The sequence below is a fragment of the Brevundimonas sp. genome, assembly GCF_965278935.1.
Lineage (GTDB): Bacteria > Pseudomonadota > Alphaproteobacteria > Caulobacterales > Caulobacteraceae > Brevundimonas.
This window is the reverse complement of sequence record NZ_OZ257124.1, coordinates 2570372-2586587: the sequence shown is the minus strand read 5'-3', so window position 1 is coordinate 2586587 and position 16216 is coordinate 2570372. Positions and strand designations below refer to the sequence as shown.

The window sequence follows — 16216 nt, the reverse complement described above, 5'->3', positions numbered from 1 at the left end:
CCGGGCGGTGAGGCCGTCGAATAGTGAGGGGATCCCATGTCCAGAATGACGCCCGCGGAAATGGCCGCGACGATCGGCGGCGGTTTGCTGTCGTTTCCTGTGACCCATTTCGACGCCGCGCATCAGTTCGTGGAAAAGGACTATCGCGAGCATTGCGGCTGGATGCTGGAGTATGAGCTGGCCGGTTTGTTCGCCGCCGGCGGCACCGGTGAGTTCTTCTCCCTGACGCCGGCCGAGGTGGCCACGGTGGTCAAGGCCGCCGTCGAGGAGACCGCCGGCAAGACCCCCGTCGTGGCGGGTTGCGGCTATGGCACTGGCATCGCCGTCGATCTGGCCAGGGCGGCCGAGGCCGCCGGCGCCGACGGCGTTCTGCTGCTGCCGCCCTATCTGATGGTGCCGGGTCAGGAAGGCCTGGCGGCGCACGTCGAGGCGGTCTGCAAGGCGACCAAACTGGGCGTCATCGTCTACAACCGCGACAACGCCGTGCTGAACGAGGACACGCTCGAGAAGCTATGCGATCGCAACCCGAACCTCGTGGGCTTCAAGGACGGCGTTGGCGACATCGAGCTGATGATGAAGGTCTATGCGCGCATGGGCGATCGGTTGACCTATGTCGGCGGCCTGCCGACGGCGGAGACCTTCGCGCCGGCCTATCTGGAGATGGGCGTGACGACCTATTCGTCGGCGATCTTCAACTTCGTGCCGGAGTTCGCCCTGGACTTCTACAAGGCCGTCCGGGCCCGCGATCACGCGACGATCATGGCGGGGCTGCGCGACTTCGTGCTGCCGTACATCGCCCTGCGCAACAGGGGTAAGGGCTATGCGGTGTCGATCGTGAAGGCGGGCATGACCGCTATCGGTCGCACGGCCGGGCCGGTGCGTCTGCCGCTGGTCGACCTGTCGGACACCGAGCTGGCCGAGCTGTCGGCCCTGATCGCACGGGTCCAGCCGGCGGCGCCGAAGCTGGCGGCGAACGGATAGTCACCGTGGCCTGTCCGGACGTGTCCGGAGCGCCTAGCATCGTCCGCCTGAAGAACGGCGGGACCGATCATGTTTGAGCTGAGCCAGCTGCGGTGCTTCGTCGCCGTCGCCGAGGAACTGCATTTCGGGCGGGCGGCCCAGCGGCTGAACATGACCCAGCCGCCGCTGAGCCGTCAGGTGCAGTTGCTGGAGCGGATCCTGGGCGTGGTCCTGCTGGACCGGACCAGCCGGTCGGTCAGGCTGACGCCGGCCGGGCGGTCGTTCCTGATCGAGGCCAAACGCATCCTGAGACTGGCCGAGAGCGCGGCCCTGGCGACGCGGCGGATCGGCAAGGGCGATGCGGGCCGTGTGGCGATCGGGTTCACGGCGGCCTCGGGCTACAGCTTCCTGCCCAATCTGGTGGATCTGGCGCGGACGAAGCTGCCGAACGTCGACCTGGCCCTGAGGGAGCTGGTGTCGGGCGAGCAGGTCGAGGCGCTGCTGACCGGGCGGATCGATCTGGGGCTGGTCAGGCCGCCCCTGACCCGGCCGGAGTTCGACAAGGTGAGGGTGTTGACCGAACCCCTGATCGCGGCCCTGCCCAGCGGCGATCCCCGGCTGGAGAAGGATCGGCTGACGCTGGCCGATTTCGACGGCCTGCCGATGATCACCTATGCGCCCGAGGGCGCCGGCTATTTTCACGCCATGCTGACAGCCATGTTCGACGAGGCGGGGGTGTCGCCGAACTACGTCCAGTACATGGCCCAGATCCACTCGATCCTGGCCCTGGTTCACGCCCGGATCGGGGCGGCGGTGGTGCCCGAGGCGGCGACCAAGCTGCATTTCGAGGGGGTGGAGTTCCGCCCGCTGGAGACCTTCCCGGAACGCCCGGTCGAGCTGTTCGTGGCCTGGCGCAAGGACAACGACAACCCGAGTCTGAAACCCCTTCTGGACCTGATCTCGGCCCAGGTGGCGGACGTTCAGGCCCCCTAGAGGAAACACCCCATGCCTACCCGCCGCACGGTCGTCGCAGGAACCGTCGCCCTGGCGACCCTGATGCCCGGAGCGGTTCACGCGGAGGGGGCGGCGCCGGTGGCGATGACCCGGCACGGGCCGGTGCGGGGTTCTCTCGACCGCGACATCAAGGTCTTCAAGGGCGTCCGGTATGGGGCCGACACGGCGGCGCGGCGGTTCCGGGCGGCGGTGGCGCCGGAGCGGTGGACCGATCCGGCGGACGCCACGGCCTATGGCGCAGCCAGCCCGCAGAAGTCGGACGAGGCGAACCAGTCGGAGGACTGCCTGTTCCTGAACGTCTGGACCCCGGCGCTCGATGACGGAGGGCGGCGGCCGGTCATGGTCTATGTCCACGGCGGGGCCCATGCCAACGGGTCGGGGTCGAGCCCACTCTATGACGGGGCGGCCCTGTGTCGGCGGGGGGATGTGGTCGTGGTGACCCTGAACCACCGGCTGAACGTCTTTGGGTACAACGGGCTGGGGCAGCTGACGGGCGGCGAGTTCGCTCAGTCAGGGAGTGTCGGCAACCTGGACCTGATGCTGGCGCTGGAATGGGTCAGGGAGAGCATCGCGGCCTTCGGGGGCGATCCCGGCAACGTCACCGTCTTCGGCCAGTCGGGCGGAGGGGCCAAGCTGGTGACCCTGATGGCCATGCCGTCGGCGGCGGGCCTGTTCCACAAGGTCATCACCATGAGCGGCCAGCATGTGACGGCCATGGGGCCTCAGCACGCCGAGCTGAGGATGAGGGTCTTCCTCGATCATCTGGGCCTGACGCCGGAGCGGGCCGAGGAGCTGGCGACCCTGCCGACGGGGCGGCTGGTCGAGGCGCTGGCGATGGACGATCCCATCGAAAAGGGGGGGCTCTATTTCCATTCTGTGATGGATCACGACACCCTGCCGCGACATCCCTTCGTTCCCGATGCGCCAAGGGAAAGCGCGCCTATTCCGATGATCATCGGCAACACCCATGACGAGGCGCGCGCCTTCACGGCGGGCGACGAGCGGAACTTCAGCCTGACCTGGGACACGGTGGCGGCCAAGCTGGCGCCCGAGTTCGTGGTCGATCTGAACGCCCGGTATGTCGTCGACTGGTACCGGGCGAGGTTCCCTGAGATGTCGCCGGTGGACGTCTTCTTCGCCGCCGCCACCTGTGGCCGGTCGCGGCCCGGGCATCTGATCCAGGCGCAGGAGCGGGCGCGGATCGGGGACCGGACCTGGATGTACCAGCTGGACTTCGGCTCGCCGGTCGAGCCCCGGCTGGGCGCCTATCATTCGTTCGACATCGCCCTGGCCTTCGACAACTGCCACCAGCCGACGTCGAAGACGGGGACGGGTCCGGAGGCCCTGGAAGTCGCGCGACGGATGAGCGAGACCTTCATCGCCTTCGCCAGGACCGGCGATCCGAACAACGCCGCCATCCCGGCCTGGGCGCCCTACGATCTGGAGCGGCGGCCGACGATGATCTTCGACGTCGACACGCGCTCGGTGGACGACCCCCGCGCCGACGAGCGGCGGCTCTTCCAGGTGGCGCCGTTTCTGAAGCAGGGGACCTGAGCGGGCGCGACTCCAAAAAGCGACTCGACAGAGTCGACAGAGTCGCGCGGTGGGACGGCAGGACTGACTGCGAATTTCAAAGACCGGAAGGCATTATAACCCCGCTGGAGGTCGTGGTGGGTATAAAGGGGTTCCTGAAAGCTATTCGGTGCGATTACAGGGCCTTATCCGGCGCGGCGATGATGGGTATCAGGCGTCTCCTCCCTATCCGAAGGATGGGGAGGTGGCAGTGAGGCCTTGCGAGCTGACGGAGGGACTCTGCGGGCAGCAAGAACCCCTCCGTCTCTCCGCTTCGCTCCGAGCCACCTCCCCATCTGCGATTGGGAGGAGACCCGCCCGTGCTTTGGTTAGTCGCAGACGGTGAGCTGGATCGCCTCGGCCATCGCGGCGTAGCCGGCGTCCGAGGGGTGGAGCCTGTCGCCGCTGTCGTTGGCGGCGAGGAGGCGCTGCGGGTGCTCCGGGTCGCGGACGGCGGCGTCGAAGTCGATGACGGCGTCGGGCTCGCCCGAGGTGCGGATCCAGGCGTTGGCGGCCTGGCGGATCGTCTCTCCGGTCGCGGTGAAATAGTTGGCGCCCTCGAACGGCGGCAGGGTGGCGAGGACGACGCGGAAGCCGGCGGCATGGGCGCGGGCGAGGACCTGGCGATAGCCGGCGATCAGGTCGGCGGCGGTGATGGCCTCATGTGCGTATTCGGGGCGGGCCGGGCGGCCGAGGTCGTTGATCCCCTCCAGCAGGATCAGGCAGCGGGCGCCGGAGACGGCGAGGGCGTCGCTGTCCAGGCGCTGCAGGCCGGAAGGGCCGGAGCCCTGATAGAGCAGGCGATTGCCGCCGATGCCGGCGTTGATGACGGCCCAAGGGGCGTCGGCCGCGACCATCCGCCGGGCCAGACGCTCGGGCCAGCCGCCGGGGCCGGAGGGGAGGGAGCCCGTGCCCTCGGTGATGGAATCCCCGAAGGCGACGATGACGTTCACGGGGGTGTCGGTCTCGACCTCGACGGCGGTGGTCAGTGCGCCGAGACGCATGGGCGAGGCGTCGGCTGGGATCACCGAGCCGGTCGCGTCGCCGTCGCGCAGGACCTGACGGATGCGGTGGACAGGCAGGGGCGTGGGGTCGGGCAGGTATGTGCTGACGGTCAGCCGGTCGAGCGCCCGGACGGGCAGGACGACCGGATCGGACAGGCGCGAAGCGCCGGCCGGGAGGGTGACGCCCGGGGCGCCGTCGAAGGTCACCGGGGCGGGCGCGCCGTCCCCGACCGAGACGCTCGCGGCGCCGATGCGGACGGGCGCGGCGCCGTGGAGGTTGGAGACGCGGATGCGGATACGGTCGCCGTCGGCGGTGACGACGAGGGCCTGGCTCAGGGTCTGGTTCGCGACCTCGGACGGGCCGAGTGGACCACGCACGTCGTTGGGATTGGGCTGGGACGGCGCCCCGGTCGGGCCGAGATTGGCGGACGGCACCCAGGTCCAGCCGGCGATCCAATCCTGGGCGGCGGCGGCGGCGGGGGTGGCGAGCGCGACGCTCAGGGCGGCGAGGATGGCGAGGGATTTCTGCACGGTGTCACCCTAAACGGACCTTCTGGGTGTCGCCTATGGGTGGAAAGCGGACCTAGCAGCGCGCACTATTGAGGATGCCCGAGTTCACCGTCTTGTTCGACCCTCCCTTGCCAGAGGCCGCTCCGGTGGCCGTCCCGACCGATCTTGACTGGCCGATGGTCTATCGCCTGTCACGGGGGCTCAACCGACGCTTTCTAGAATACGTAATCTCCGGAAAACGCTGGGGTTACGACCGTGAGGACCTATTCAATGTGCTGGATGACTTGCTCGGTGCGTTGGGCGAGCTTGAAAGCGGTTCCTCGCAGTCATTCACGATGTCGGGGTATTCCGTGGTCGGGGTAACGAGACATGACGACCTCATTACCTTCCACGACCTAGGCGACCCAAAGGGCTGGTCAGCGCAGATTGGCTTGGCAGATGTGCGTGAAGCCCTGACCACGGCAGCCTGCAGGGTGTGGGGCGTTATTTCCGACCCGGCTAGGGGTGCTGAACACGAGCAGTGAAAGTCCGCTTTGGGTCGAAAGCGGACTCAGGGGATGAAAAGCGCGTCAATCAAGTCTTCGATTAACCGCCCCTCGGCAGTCAGTTCATATTCCGGGTCGAAGCCCACCGTGGCCAACTCTGTTGTAAGTGCGTCGCGCACCACCTCAGCGTCTTCGACGGCGAGCGCGAGGCTGGGATGCCGCAGTGCTACCTTGATGCGCTCCGGGACGCGCAACCGTTCGAGGATGGCTTGCTGCTCTGCAGTCGGGGTCAGGTTGGCGTGCACCCGGTCACCTTCGCGTCCAAGCTCGGTGTCTGCAATGGGTCGAAAGCGGTCGTCGCCTACGGGTGGAAAGCAGACATGGCACCGCCTAGCATCCGCCCATGAGCACCCCGCCCCAATCCAGCGAAGACAAGCTCCACGAACTGGACAGGGCGCTGGACGGGATAGAGCGTAAAAAAGGTGCCGCCTGCCTCGGTCCTGCCGAAGTCCAAGCCAACGGTTGAGCTTGGCCATAGAACTAAGCTGGCAGTGCGGATAATGGCTTGGGGCCTCGGTCTGTTCTGGGTTTTCTGGCTCGCGTTAGCACTTGTCGTGAGCCCGCCCCGCAAGATGACTGATCTGCTCGTGGTGCCGTTCTCGGCGTTCGTTTGCTGGCTGCTTTTTCAGGGCTATCGGATGATACTTATTGGTGTTGTTCGCAAAATCCCCGGGAGTCGTTAGGGCGGTGGATGTCCGCTTAGGGTCGGAAGCGGGCATTGCCTGCCCTGCCTCAAACAGACTTTCCGCCCAGGCCTCGGTCACTTCCTGAAGCGGACCTGACCGAGGCCTGCGATAGGCCGGGGCTGGAGAAGAGCTCCGACCGTCGCAAGGAGCGCTCCCTCGTTATCGTCGCCGGAAGCGGATCAGGCCGCGAAGCGCCGACGCTGGAGGATCACCGCCGCGCCGCCCGCAAGCGTCAGGCCGAACAGGATCATCGCCCACTCCGACAGGGTGGGAACCGGCGCGGGCCCGGCGGCGACCTGGGTGGCGGTGAAGACCAGGTCAAAACCGCCGAACGGGCTGTCGTAGCCCGTCAGCAGGGCTCCCCCGGCGTAAGGGTCGGCGGTGTTAAACGCCATGTTGGCGGCGCTGAACGCGAAGGAATAGGAGTTTCCGGCGACGATGGGCAACGGGCTCGCAAGCACGATCGTCTGCAAACCTGTCGTGTTGCTGCCTTGGTCGACCAGCACCACGGCTTGGGACGAGACCGGCGTCCCGGGACTGCTGTTGATCCCCGAACCTGTCGCGCCATTGTAGAAATAGACGGTGGCGGCTCCGTTGGTGCGGGATCGAACCTCAATCTGGGTCACAGTTCCCGTCACGGTGGCGGTGAAGGACTGTCCAAGGCCGTTACCGCCGATGGCGTTGTTGCCGACCGTCTGCGAAATGGTCTGGGCCAGGGCCTGGCCCGGAAGCCAGACGGCGAACAGGGCGAGGATGATCAGGAAACGTTTCACGTTGCGCTCCGGCAGCCGCGCATCCCCACCGGACGCGCAGAACGGTTACGCTTAGTCGAAAAGGCTAATGTCGGCTACCGGACATTTCAGGGACGCTTTGGCAGGCGGCTGGATCTAGCGGTCCCAGGGGAAGCGCAGCGTCGGCGGGTTGACGTAGCGATCCATGGCCAGGACCAAACGCGCGCCTGAGCCCGGCGCCAGCGTCACCGTGAACGTAGAGGCATCCACCGCCTGACGCGCGTCACCGACGGTGACCGAGCGGATCTGGTGCTCGCCGTAGCCGCCGCCCTGAACCGTGACGGTGCGGGCCTCGGTGACGTTGAGATTGATCAGGGTGACGGCGGTCTCGTCGTCGGTCATGCGGTCGACGAGGGCGGCGACGTCCTCGGGCACGCCGGCGCGGCGGTTGTCGCGGTCGAAATAGCGGAGGCGCGCATACAGGGGCGAGCCGCCGGCGTTGGCGGTGGTCGGGGACCAGCCCGGGCGGCCGATGTGGATGGCGCCCATCATGGTCTGCATCAGGGCCGTGACCCGCGCCGGATTGATGTCGAGACAGGCGTCGGCAAGGCGGGTGTCGGGCGTCGTCGTGTCCTGGCGCTGGAGTTCGGCGCGGGCGGCGACCTGGGTCAGGCCGTCGCGCAGGGCCGTCTCGGGGAAGTCGGGATTCCGGCCCTCCAGGAAGGCGACCCAGGGATGGTCCGGCGCGCGGGCGCGGTCTGAGGCCTCCATCGAGAACCACCAGATGTCGAGGCTGTTGGTCTGGTGCAGGCCAGGCTTCCAGCCGTACCAGCCGTCGGGGCCGTACATGGTCGGGGTCTGGACCTGGCCGTCGACGGTGCGTTTCGCGGCGTTGAGGCGGTCGGCCTGCTTCCGCCAGGTGTCGAGGTATTTGTCGTCGCCGGTCAGAAGGTAGGCGTTGAAGAAGCCGAGGATGGTGCGGAGCACGCGGCTGCGATCCTCGCGCTGGCCCGTGACAGGGTTCACGGGGGAGAAGCCCCAGCCGTAGGTCCCGCCCCACCACTTGCCGTCAGCCGCCGAGCCGATGACGCCGTCGAGGCCGACGTTGGAGGGGAGGAGGTCGTTGTTCCGGCGCGCCCGCTCGGCCCAGGCGTCGACGTAGCCGATCAGCCAGTCGCGGTACTTCGGCTCGTGGTCGATCATGAAGGCGTTGAGCGCCAGCGTCGTGGCGAACAGGTTCAGCGGGTGGTCGCCGACCACGTCGGTGTATTCGTCGTAGTGGTGCAGGGTCTCTTCGTAGGTGTCCTCGCCGTGCTCCATGAAGAAGCGGCTGCCGGCTTCGAAGGGGTCGCCGGCCCAGTCGAGGGCGGTGGCCTTTCTCAGCATCGGACCGCGCGAGCCGTTCATCAGGCTCTTGATGATCTTGTGCTCGGGATCGTAGTTCGGGGCGTCGGGGTCCTCGCCCATATACAGGGCGCTGAAGCGCCGGGCGCGGTCGTGGAAACGGGGATTGTTCGGGTCAGACAGGCCCTGGACGTGGAACAGCGTCATCTCCTCGGCGTGATGCTGCCAATCGAGCTGGACGTTGAACTCCTTGTAGAACATGCCCTCGCGGGCGATGGCGACCTCGGTAGTTCTGGCCGCCGTGAACTGGCGCAGGTGGCCTTCCCAGCCCTGGGTGTACATCGACCTGACGATGTCGGCGCCGCCGAGCGCGTGAAGCAGGGGCCAGTCGTTGAAATTCTCGATGGCGTCGTCGGGGCCGTCGTTGGCGCCCCAGCGCTCGAAGCAGAGGAAGTAGCCGCGCTCGTCGAAATAGCGGTCGTAGAAGACCTTGCAGGCCTCGGCGTTGGCGGAGAGGAGCTGTCGCTGGAGCAGGGCCCAATCGGGCGCCGGCATCGGGGTCGAGACGGTCAGCCGCGCCGCCGCCTTCGCGCGAGGAGCGGCCGCGACCGTGAGGGCGCCGGCGGCGGACCCGCCGAGAAAGGCGCGGCGGCTAGCGGGCATCAGGCGACGCTCGCGGGCTTGAGGGCCAGGCGCTCGATCCTGCCGGTGATCAGGAAGTAGGCGGCGATCACGAGGATGCAGTGCAGGCCCACGAACCACAGGGCGCCGTCGAAGGAGCCGGTGGCGGCGACGATGTAGCCGATGACGATCGGGGTCACGATGCCGGCGGTGTTGCCGAAGGTGTTGAAGATGCCGCCGGTCACGCCGACCAGCTCCCTGGGCGAGGTGTCGGAAACGACGGCCCAGCCGAGCGAGGCGATGCCCTTGCCGAAGAAGGCGACGGCCATGACGACCACGATTAGCCATTCCTGCTGGATGTAAACGCAGGCGATGATGGTCGAGGCCAGGATCATGCCGATCAGCAGCGGAGTCTTGCGGGCGACGGTCAGGGAGCCGGTGCGCTTGAGCAGATAGTCCGAGATGATCCCGCCGAGGACGCCGCCGACGAAGCCGCACAGGGCCGGAGCGGCGGCCGCGAAGCCGGCCTCCAGAATGTTCAGGCCACGCTCCTTGACCAGATAGATCGGGAACCAGGTGACGAAGAAATAGGTCAGGACGTTGATGCCGTACTGGCCGATGAAGACGCCGATCAGCATGCGGCTGGACAGGACCTGCTTCACGTTGGGCCAGGTGAAGGCGGATTGCTTGACCACCTTGTCCTCCATGCGGATCAGGCCGCCGCCAGCCTCGATATAGTCGAGCTCGGCCTGGTTCACGGAGGGGTGCTCCACGGGGGAGTGGATCAGCTGCCAGAAGACGACGGCGGCGACGAGGCCGAGGCCGCCCATGACGAAGAAGACCGAGTGCCAGTCGTAGGTGTGGACCAGCCAGCCCATCAGCGGCGCGAAGACGACGAGGCTGAAATACTGGGCCGAGTTGAAGACGGCGGAGGCGAAGCCGCGCTCCGAGCCCGGAAACCAGGCGGCGACGAGACGGGCGTTGCCGGGGAAGGAGGGGCTCTCGGCCAGGCCCACGGCGAAGCGCATGGCGAACAGGCCGGCGAAGATCGCCCCGCCGGTCAGGAAGCCGGAGAAGCCCTGGATCAGGGTGAAGAAGGACCAGACCGCGATGGCCAGGGCGTAGATCAGCTTGGTGCCGAAGCGGTCGAGCAGGGCGCCGCCGGGGATCTGGCCCAGCACATAGGCCCAGGCGAAGGCGGACAGGATGTAGCCCATCTGGACCGGGTTCAGGCCGAGGTCCTCGGAGGCCGCATCACCCGCGATCGAGAAGGTGGAGCGATCCGCATAGTTGATGGTGGTCAACAGGAAGATCAGCAGCAGGATCAGGAAGCGGACCCGGGTGCGTTTGGCCTGGACAGGAGCGGAGGCGGGTGCTGGAGCTGCGGCGTCGGTCATGGTCTCGGCATCCTCTTCGGTGCGGCGGGACGCGATGACACGATGACGGAGCGTGGTTCCGTTCCCGGCGACTGCGTTTCCCATGACGTCGTGTGACGCCGACCGCCGCCTCTGCGGGCGTTTGATCCAGGGGAACGATAGGGGCCGGGTCCCGGACGGTCCAAGCCAATACGGCTATCGACCGATCCAGAAACGGCATGAATGCGCGGCATTTCAGCGCGATCGGCTATGGATCGACCGGTCCAGAAAGCCGTCATTGATGCGCCAGACGTCAATACGGGGCTGGATTGGTTCACGCCCTGCATCGGTTCATGCCCGATTGGGATTGGCTTGCGCCGGTTTCCCAATCCTAAGGTCCGCTCGAAGCTCAGCGGACCAGAAGGTCGGCGGGATCAACGGGCGCCTCGGCGTCGGCCAATAACGATCCGCGACAGCGGGCGACATGGGGAGGATCTATCGATGCGCACGTCGCAGCAATTCCACGTTTGTCTGAAGGCCGGGGCCTCGGCTCTCGTACTGGCCATGGCCGCCGCGGCCGGCGCCGCCCAGGCCCAGGACGCCCCCGCCGCCGATGAGCAGCAGGCCGACCAGGTCGACGAGATCGTCGTCACCGGCTTCCGCGCCAGCCTTCAGAGCGCCGTCGCCGCCAAGCGTCGCGAGAGCGGCGTCGTCGACGTCATCAAGGCCGAGGACATCGCCGACTTCCCCGACCTGAACCTGGCCGAGTCGCTGCAGCGGGTTCCGGGCGTCACGATTTCCCGCTCGAACGGCGAAGGCCGCCAGATCTCGGTTCGCGGCCTGGGCTCGGAATACACCCGTGTCCGCGTCAACGGCATGGAGGCGATCGCCACCACCGGCGGCACGGTCAACTCGGGCGGCACCAACCGCACGCGCGGGTTCGACTTCAACATGTTCGCCTCGGAGCTGTTCAACAGCCTGACGGTGCGCAAGTCCGCCTCGGCCGATGTCGAGGAGGGCTCGCTGGGCGCCACGGTCGATCTGCAGACCGCGCGGCCGTTCGACTATCGCGAGCCGACCCTCGTGATGGGCGTGCAGGCCAGCTACAACGACCTGGCCCGCGACGTGCAGCCGCGCTTCACCGTGCTGGCCTCGGACACCTGGATGGACGGCAGGGTCGGCGCCCTGTTTTCGGCCGCCTACGAACAGCGCCACATCCTCGAGGAAGGCGCCAACATCACGCGCTGGAGCCATGGCGGTTCGAACGGCGCGACCGGCGGCTTCAACGCCGCGTCCACGATCGCCGGGTACACGGTCGCCCAGATCAACGGCACCCTGGCCAGCCCGGGTCTCTATCACCCGCGCATCCCGGCCTACGTGCAGTACGACCACAATACCGAGCGGCTCGGCCTGACCGGCGCCCTGCAGTTCCGTCCGGACGACCAGACGACCCTCACCCTCGATGTCCTCTATTCGGACGTCAAGAGCACGCGTGACGAGCACCAGCTCCAGGCCATCGGCCTGAGCCGCACCAACGCCACGGGCCGTCCCGAGACCATCATCCGGTCGGGCGTGGTCGAAGGTCGCAACATCGTCGCCGGCGTCTTCGACGCGGTCGATGTCCGGACCCAGACCGCGCACGACGAACTGGAGACGCAGTTCCAGCAATACACCTTCACCGCCACGCGCGACTGGACGGATCGCTTCCGCACCGGGTTCATCGGCGGCTATTCGCGGTCGGAATTCGAGAACCCGGTTTCCACGATCGTCACCTTCGACCGGGCCAACACCAACGGCTTCTCGTATGATTTCCGCTCGCGGATGCCGAATATCAACTTCGGCTTCGACCTGACCAATCCGGCCAACTGGTCGATGATCAACGGCACGTCGGAAGTCCGCATCCGTCCGAACGCCGTCACCAATACCTTCAGCACGGCCAAGGCCTATGGCGAGTTCGACGCCAACGAGAACATCACCCTGAAGGGCGGCCTCGACTATCGTCGGTTCACCTTCGATGCGTCCGGCCAGACCCGGGCGACCGAGACGGTGGTGCAGACCCTGACCCCCGCCCAACTGGCCGCAGTGTCCTCGGTCTTCTCCGGCTTCGGTCGCAACCTGGGCCTGCCTGGCGGCGTGGCCACCAGCTGGCTGGCGCCGGACCTCAACGCCTTCATCTCGACCTACGACATCTATTCGAACACCGGCATCTACGCGATCAGCGACCAGACGACCCAGGCCCGCGGCCAGAACTTCAACGTCGCCGAGAACGATCTGGGCGCCTATCTGCAAGCCGATTTCCGCTTCGACGCCTTCGGTTTGCCGTGGCGAGGTGACGCCGGCGTCCGCTACGTTCTGACCGAACAGTCCTCCAGCGGCTACGCCGCCGTCGGCAGCACGATCCAGCTGGTCAGCGCGCGTCGCGACTACGACCTGGTTCTGCCCTCGGCCAACCTGGCCGTCGATCTGACTGACACCATCGTCGCCCGCCTGTCGGCCGCGCAGACCATCTCGCGCCCGTCGATCGCCACCCTGACCCCCGGCGGCGACATCAACGTCCAGGGCGCAAACCGCAACTTCTCGTCGGGCAATCCGAACATCGACCCGACCAAGTCGGACAACGTCGACTTCTCGCTGGAATGGTATCCGGATGCGGACAGCCTGTTCGCGGTGGGTATCTTCTACAAGAAGATCAACACCTTCGTTCAGACTCTGAGCCAAGGCCTTCCGTTCACCCAGCTGGGCCTGCCGGCGTCGGTCCTGACCGGCACCGCGGCCACGACCACCGATATCTTCCAGGTGTCCCAACCCGTGAACTCGCCCGGCGGCGATCTGACGGGCTTCGAGATCAACGTCCAGAAGCGGCTCGACTTCCTGCCGGGCTGGCTGGAGAATTTCGGAGTGCAGGCCAACTACACCTTCGTCGATTCCAACATCGAATATCTGACCTCGACCACCGCCGGCGCGCCGACGATCAACGAGACCCTGGTCGGTCTTTCCAAGAACGCGGCGAACTTCACCCTGTACTACGAGACCGACCGGTTCTCGATCCGCGGGTCGGCCGCTTATCGCGCCGGCTATCTGACCCAGGTGCCGGGCAACGACGGCAACTCGGTGCACGGCACCAACGAGACGCTGAACTTCGACGCCCAGGCGTCGTACAACATCACCGAGCGGCTGAAGGTCTCGGTCGAGGGCATCAACCTGACCGACGAGTTCAACGATCAGTACGTCGACGCCTCGAACCGCCTGAACGTCTACAGCCACACCGGCCGCCAGTTCTTCGCGGGGCTCCGCTACACCTTCTGATCTCCTTCGCAGGCTTCTCCCAGCAAGCGATCTCGGGCCGGCCCTCCGACGAGGGTCGGCCCATTTTTCTTGCGCGCAGGTGCGCGTCGGGCCGTCGGGCGCTACCGTTGCGAATGGACTCATCAGACGCGCCTGCCGAAGCCGCCAGATCGCCATGGCGATCGTCGATCTTCCGGTCGGTCTGGACCGCCAACCTGGCGTCCAACTTCGGCGGTTTAATCCAGACGGTCGGCGCGGCCTGGATGATGACGGCGCTCGGCGCCTCGTCCCAGCTCATCGCCCTGGTCCAGACCGCGACGGTCCTGCCGATCATGCTGTTGTCGCTGCCGGCCGGAGCACTGGCCGACAGTCACGATCGTCGCATCCTGATGCTCATCGCCCAGATCTTCATGCTGGTCGTGTCCGTGGCTCTGGCGATCTGCGCGGCGTTCGGCGTGCTGACGCCCTGGTTGCTGCTGGGTTTCACCTTCCTGATCGGCTGCGGGACCTCACTGAAGAACCCGGCCTGGCAGGCGTCGGTCGGCGACATGGTGCCACGTCCGGCCCTGCCGGCGGCGGTGGCCATGAACGGCATGGGCTTCAACATCGCCCGCAGCCTGGGTCCAGCGATCGGGGGTGTCATCGTCGCCGCGCTGGGCGCTGCCGCGGCCTTCGCCATCAACGCCGTCAGCTACATCGGACTGATTGCGGTCCTGGCCCGATGGAAACAGCCCCCGTCGCCCAAACTCCTGCCGCCCGAGCGACTGGCAGAGGCCATCGAGGCCGGGCTTCGCTACGTGGCCATGTCGCCGAACCTGCGGGTCGTCCTGATCCGGGCGGCGACCTTCGGCGTCGGGGCCAGCGCCATTCCCGCCCTGATGCCCCTGATCGCGCGAGACATCGTCGGCGGCGGGGCCCTTGTCTACGGCCTGCTGCTGGGCGCCTTCGGGGTCGGCGCGGTCGGCGGAGCGTTCGGCCGCAACCGGCTTAGGTCGCGGCTGTCCAACGAGAACCTGGTCCGGTCGGCCGGGGTCGCGCTCGCTGTCGGGGCCGGGGTCGCCGCCATCAGCCCCTGGGCCTTCGTCACGATCCCCGCGCTGGCGCTCGCCGGAGCGGGCTGGGTGCTGGCGCTGTCGACCTTCAACGTCTCGGTGCAGCTGGCCTCGCCGCGCTGGGTCGTCGCCCGGACGCTGTCGATCTATCAGATGGCGATCTTCGGCGGCATGGCGGCCGGCAGCGCCCTGTTCGGCTGGCTGACCGACACGCACGGGGTGGCCGTCAGCCTGCTGGTCGCCGTGGGGGCGCAGATCGCCGCCGTGGTGCTGGGCTTCTTCCTGTCGTTGCCGGACGCGGAAGCGCTGGATCTCGACCCGCTCGATCGGTTCAGGGAGCCGGAGACCGATGTGCCGATCGAGCCTCGCAGCGGGCCGATCGTGGTCACGGTGGAGTATCGTATCGCGGAGGACCGGCTCGTGGCCTTCCTGACCGCCATGTCGGAGCGGCGTCGCATCCGTCGCCGCGACGGCGCGCATGGATGGCGGCTGCTGCGCGACCTCGGTGATCGGGGCCTGTGGGTCGAGCGGTATCACGTCGCGACCTGGCTCGATTATGTGCGGCACAATACGCGTCGCACCCGGGCGGACCTGGCCAACATCGAACTGCTGCACGCCCTGCAGGACGAGAACGAGCCGATCCGGGTGCACCGGATGATCGAGCGCCAGACCGGGACCCTGCCCTGGGCGCGCGGCGCGGACGCGAGAGAACTGGCCGCCGACGATCCGACCGCGAACGCCTGACGATCAGGGCTGGTCGGCGACGGTCCGTGGTCCCCGCCGGCGCCGGCTCGACCCCGTCAGACGATCCCGTGGCAATGGCTGCCGCGAACCTGAATTTACGGGGAAATGATGCGTGGGCCGTCATTGCGCATGGCGACGTTACGGCCCTCGGGAGTTCGATGCGGTCTCTGAAAGGAGACTGCGCATGACGCGGATCAATACGCCTTCCCCACCAGCGACTTCGGAGGAGCCTCCGCCTTCGAGCGTGTGGCGAATGACGATGACGGTGCTTGGAGCCGCCTTCGGCGCCGCCTCCTCGCCGAGGTCGGCGCCGCGGAGGATCCTCCGATGATGACCGGCTGCGTCGACTATCCCGTGGCCCGGAGTGCGCCAGAGCCGAAGGTCTACACGGTGATCGCCCGGTGCGGCGGCTGGAGCGTCCGCCTCAACGGCGCCTGCACCCGGCCTTTCCGGACACGCAGCGCGGCGAACCGGATCGCCCGCCTGCTGCAACGTCAGGCCGACGCCCTGTTGGGCGGCAGGCGATGAGCCTGATCCTCGACGCTCCGCCGGCCGTCCTCGAAGTCCTGCCCGAGGGCGGCCGCTGGCGGCTCCGGTCCAGCGACAATCTGTTCAGCGGGATCTTCATGGACCGGCGGACCGCCCTCAGACACGCGGAGGCCGAGGCGGACAGCCATCCCGGCCACGTCGTCATCGTCACCGAAGGCTGACTCCCGACCCAACGCCCGACGCCACCGCGTCGGGCGTTTTCGCATGTGCGCCCCACGCGTTGCGGCCGATTTTATGCTCCCGT

13 protein-coding genes are annotated in these 16216 nt (G+C 67.3%); 8 read left to right on the top strand and 5 right to left on the bottom strand.

Annotated elements, in window-relative coordinates; genetic code table 11:
- Window positions 1-45: 45 nt before the first annotated feature.
- The 3 genes from kdgD (at window position 46) to ACQY68_RS12905 (ending at window position 3528) form a co-directional block, all read left to right on the top strand.
- Window positions 46-981, top strand: coding sequence for a 5-dehydro-4-deoxyglucarate dehydratase (gene kdgD, locus ACQY68_RS12915; RefSeq protein WP_428149849.1), 936 nt, complete (start codon window positions 46-48; stop codon window positions 979-981).
- 69 nt (window positions 982-1050) lie between these two features.
- Complete coding sequence (locus ACQY68_RS12910; protein ID WP_428149848.1) at window positions 1051-1953, top strand: LysR substrate-binding domain-containing protein; 903 nt, start codon at window positions 1051-1053, stop codon at window positions 1951-1953.
- A gap of 12 nt (window positions 1954-1965) precedes the next feature.
- Window positions 1966-3528 carry a carboxylesterase/lipase family protein gene (locus ACQY68_RS12905; RefSeq protein ID WP_428149846.1) on the top strand — a complete coding sequence of 521 codons (1563 nt, stop codon included), beginning with the start codon at window positions 1966-1968 and terminating at the stop codon, window positions 3526-3528.
- A gap of 347 nt (window positions 3529-3875) precedes the next feature.
- Here the strand turns inward: ACQY68_RS12905 and ACQY68_RS12900 are convergent, their stop codons facing one another.
- Window positions 3876-5081: an SGNH/GDSL hydrolase family protein gene (locus ACQY68_RS12900; protein WP_428149845.1), complete on the bottom strand. Its 1206-nt coding sequence runs from the start codon at window positions 5079-5081 to the stop codon at window positions 3876-3878.
- 74 nt (window positions 5082-5155) lie between these two features.
- Between ACQY68_RS12900 and ACQY68_RS12895 the strand changes: the two genes are divergently transcribed.
- Window positions 5156-5584: a hypothetical protein gene (locus tag ACQY68_RS12895; RefSeq protein WP_428149843.1), complete on the top strand. Its 429-nt coding sequence runs from the start codon at window positions 5156-5158 to the stop codon at window positions 5582-5584.
- Between the two features lie 26 nt (window positions 5585-5610).
- On the opposite strand, the gene ACQY68_RS12890 is transcribed toward ACQY68_RS12895, so the two are convergent.
- From ACQY68_RS12890 to ACQY68_RS12875, 4 genes are all read right to left on the bottom strand, one after another.
- Window positions 5611-5850: a hypothetical protein gene (locus ACQY68_RS12890; protein ID WP_428149841.1), complete on the bottom strand. Its 240-nt coding sequence runs from the start codon at window positions 5848-5850 to the stop codon at window positions 5611-5613.
- 620 nt (window positions 5851-6470) lie between these two features.
- Window positions 6471-7064 carry an IPTL-CTERM sorting domain-containing protein gene (locus ACQY68_RS12885; protein ID WP_428149839.1) on the bottom strand — a complete coding sequence of 198 codons (594 nt, stop codon included), beginning with the start codon at window positions 7062-7064 and terminating at the stop codon, window positions 6471-6473.
- Window positions 7065-7178: 114 nt separating this feature from the next.
- Window positions 7179-9029, bottom strand: coding sequence for a hypothetical protein (locus ACQY68_RS12880; RefSeq protein ID WP_428149838.1), 1851 nt, complete (start codon window positions 9027-9029; stop codon window positions 7179-7181).
- Window positions 9029-10384, bottom strand: a complete 1356-nt coding sequence (locus ACQY68_RS12875; protein ID WP_428149837.1) for an MFS transporter — start codon at window positions 10382-10384, stop codon at window positions 9029-9031. Before ACQY68_RS12875 ends, ACQY68_RS12880 begins: the two co-directional genes overlap by 1 nt.
- Window positions 10385-10843: 459 nt before the next feature.
- On the opposite strand from ACQY68_RS12875, the gene ACQY68_RS12870 reads away from it, so the two are divergent.
- From ACQY68_RS12870 to ACQY68_RS12855, 4 genes are all read left to right on the top strand, one after another.
- Window positions 10844-13648, top strand: coding sequence for a TonB-dependent receptor (locus ACQY68_RS12870; protein WP_428149836.1), 2805 nt, complete (start codon window positions 10844-10846; stop codon window positions 13646-13648).
- A gap of 113 nt (window positions 13649-13761) precedes the next feature.
- Window positions 13762-15423 (top strand): MFS transporter, encoded by a 1662-nt coding sequence (locus ACQY68_RS12865; RefSeq protein WP_428149835.1) that lies wholly within the window; start codon window positions 13762-13764, stop codon window positions 15421-15423.
- A gap of 327 nt (window positions 15424-15750) precedes the next feature.
- The gene (locus ACQY68_RS12860; RefSeq protein ID WP_428149834.1) at window positions 15751-15951 is read left to right on the top strand and encodes a hypothetical protein; all 201 of its coding nucleotides are present in this window, start codon (window positions 15751-15753) and stop codon (window positions 15949-15951) included.
- Complete coding sequence (locus ACQY68_RS12855; protein ID WP_428149833.1) at window positions 15948-16133, top strand: hypothetical protein; 186 nt, start codon at window positions 15948-15950, stop codon at window positions 16131-16133. The genes ACQY68_RS12860 and ACQY68_RS12855 overlap by 4 nt, the downstream gene beginning before the upstream one ends.
- Window positions 16134-16216 lie beyond the last annotated feature (83 nt).

Coding starts and splice junctions, on each gene's coding strand:
- ACQY68_RS12855 (WP_428149833.1), top strand. CDS start 15,948: ATGAGCCTGATCCTCGACGCTCCGCCGGCCGTCCTCGAAGTCCTGCCC.
- ACQY68_RS12865 (WP_428149835.1), top strand. CDS start 13,762: ATGGACTCATCAGACGCGCCTGCCGAAGCCGCCAGATCGCCATGGCGA.
- ACQY68_RS12870 (WP_428149836.1), top strand. CDS start 10,844: ATGCGCACGTCGCAGCAATTCCACGTTTGTCTGAAGGCCGGGGCCTCG.
- ACQY68_RS12875 (WP_428149837.1), bottom strand. CDS start 10,384: ATGACCGACGCCGCAGCTCCAGCACCCGCCTCCGCTCCTGTCCAGGCC.
- ACQY68_RS12905 (WP_428149846.1), top strand. CDS start 1,966: ATGCCTACCCGCCGCACGGTCGTCGCAGGAACCGTCGCCCTGGCGACC.
- ACQY68_RS12910 (WP_428149848.1), top strand. CDS start 1,051: ATGTTTGAGCTGAGCCAGCTGCGGTGCTTCGTCGCCGTCGCCGAGGAA.
- ACQY68_RS12860 (WP_428149834.1), top strand. CDS start 15,751: ATGATGACCGGCTGCGTCGACTATCCCGTGGCCCGGAGTGCGCCAGAG.
- ACQY68_RS12880 (WP_428149838.1), bottom strand. CDS start 9,029: ATGCCCGCTAGCCGCCGCGCCTTTCTCGGCGGGTCCGCCGCCGGCGCC.
- ACQY68_RS12895 (WP_428149843.1), top strand. CDS start 5,156: ATGCCCGAGTTCACCGTCTTGTTCGACCCTCCCTTGCCAGAGGCCGCT.
- kdgD (WP_428149849.1), top strand. CDS start 46: ATGACGCCCGCGGAAATGGCCGCGACGATCGGCGGCGGTTTGCTGTCG.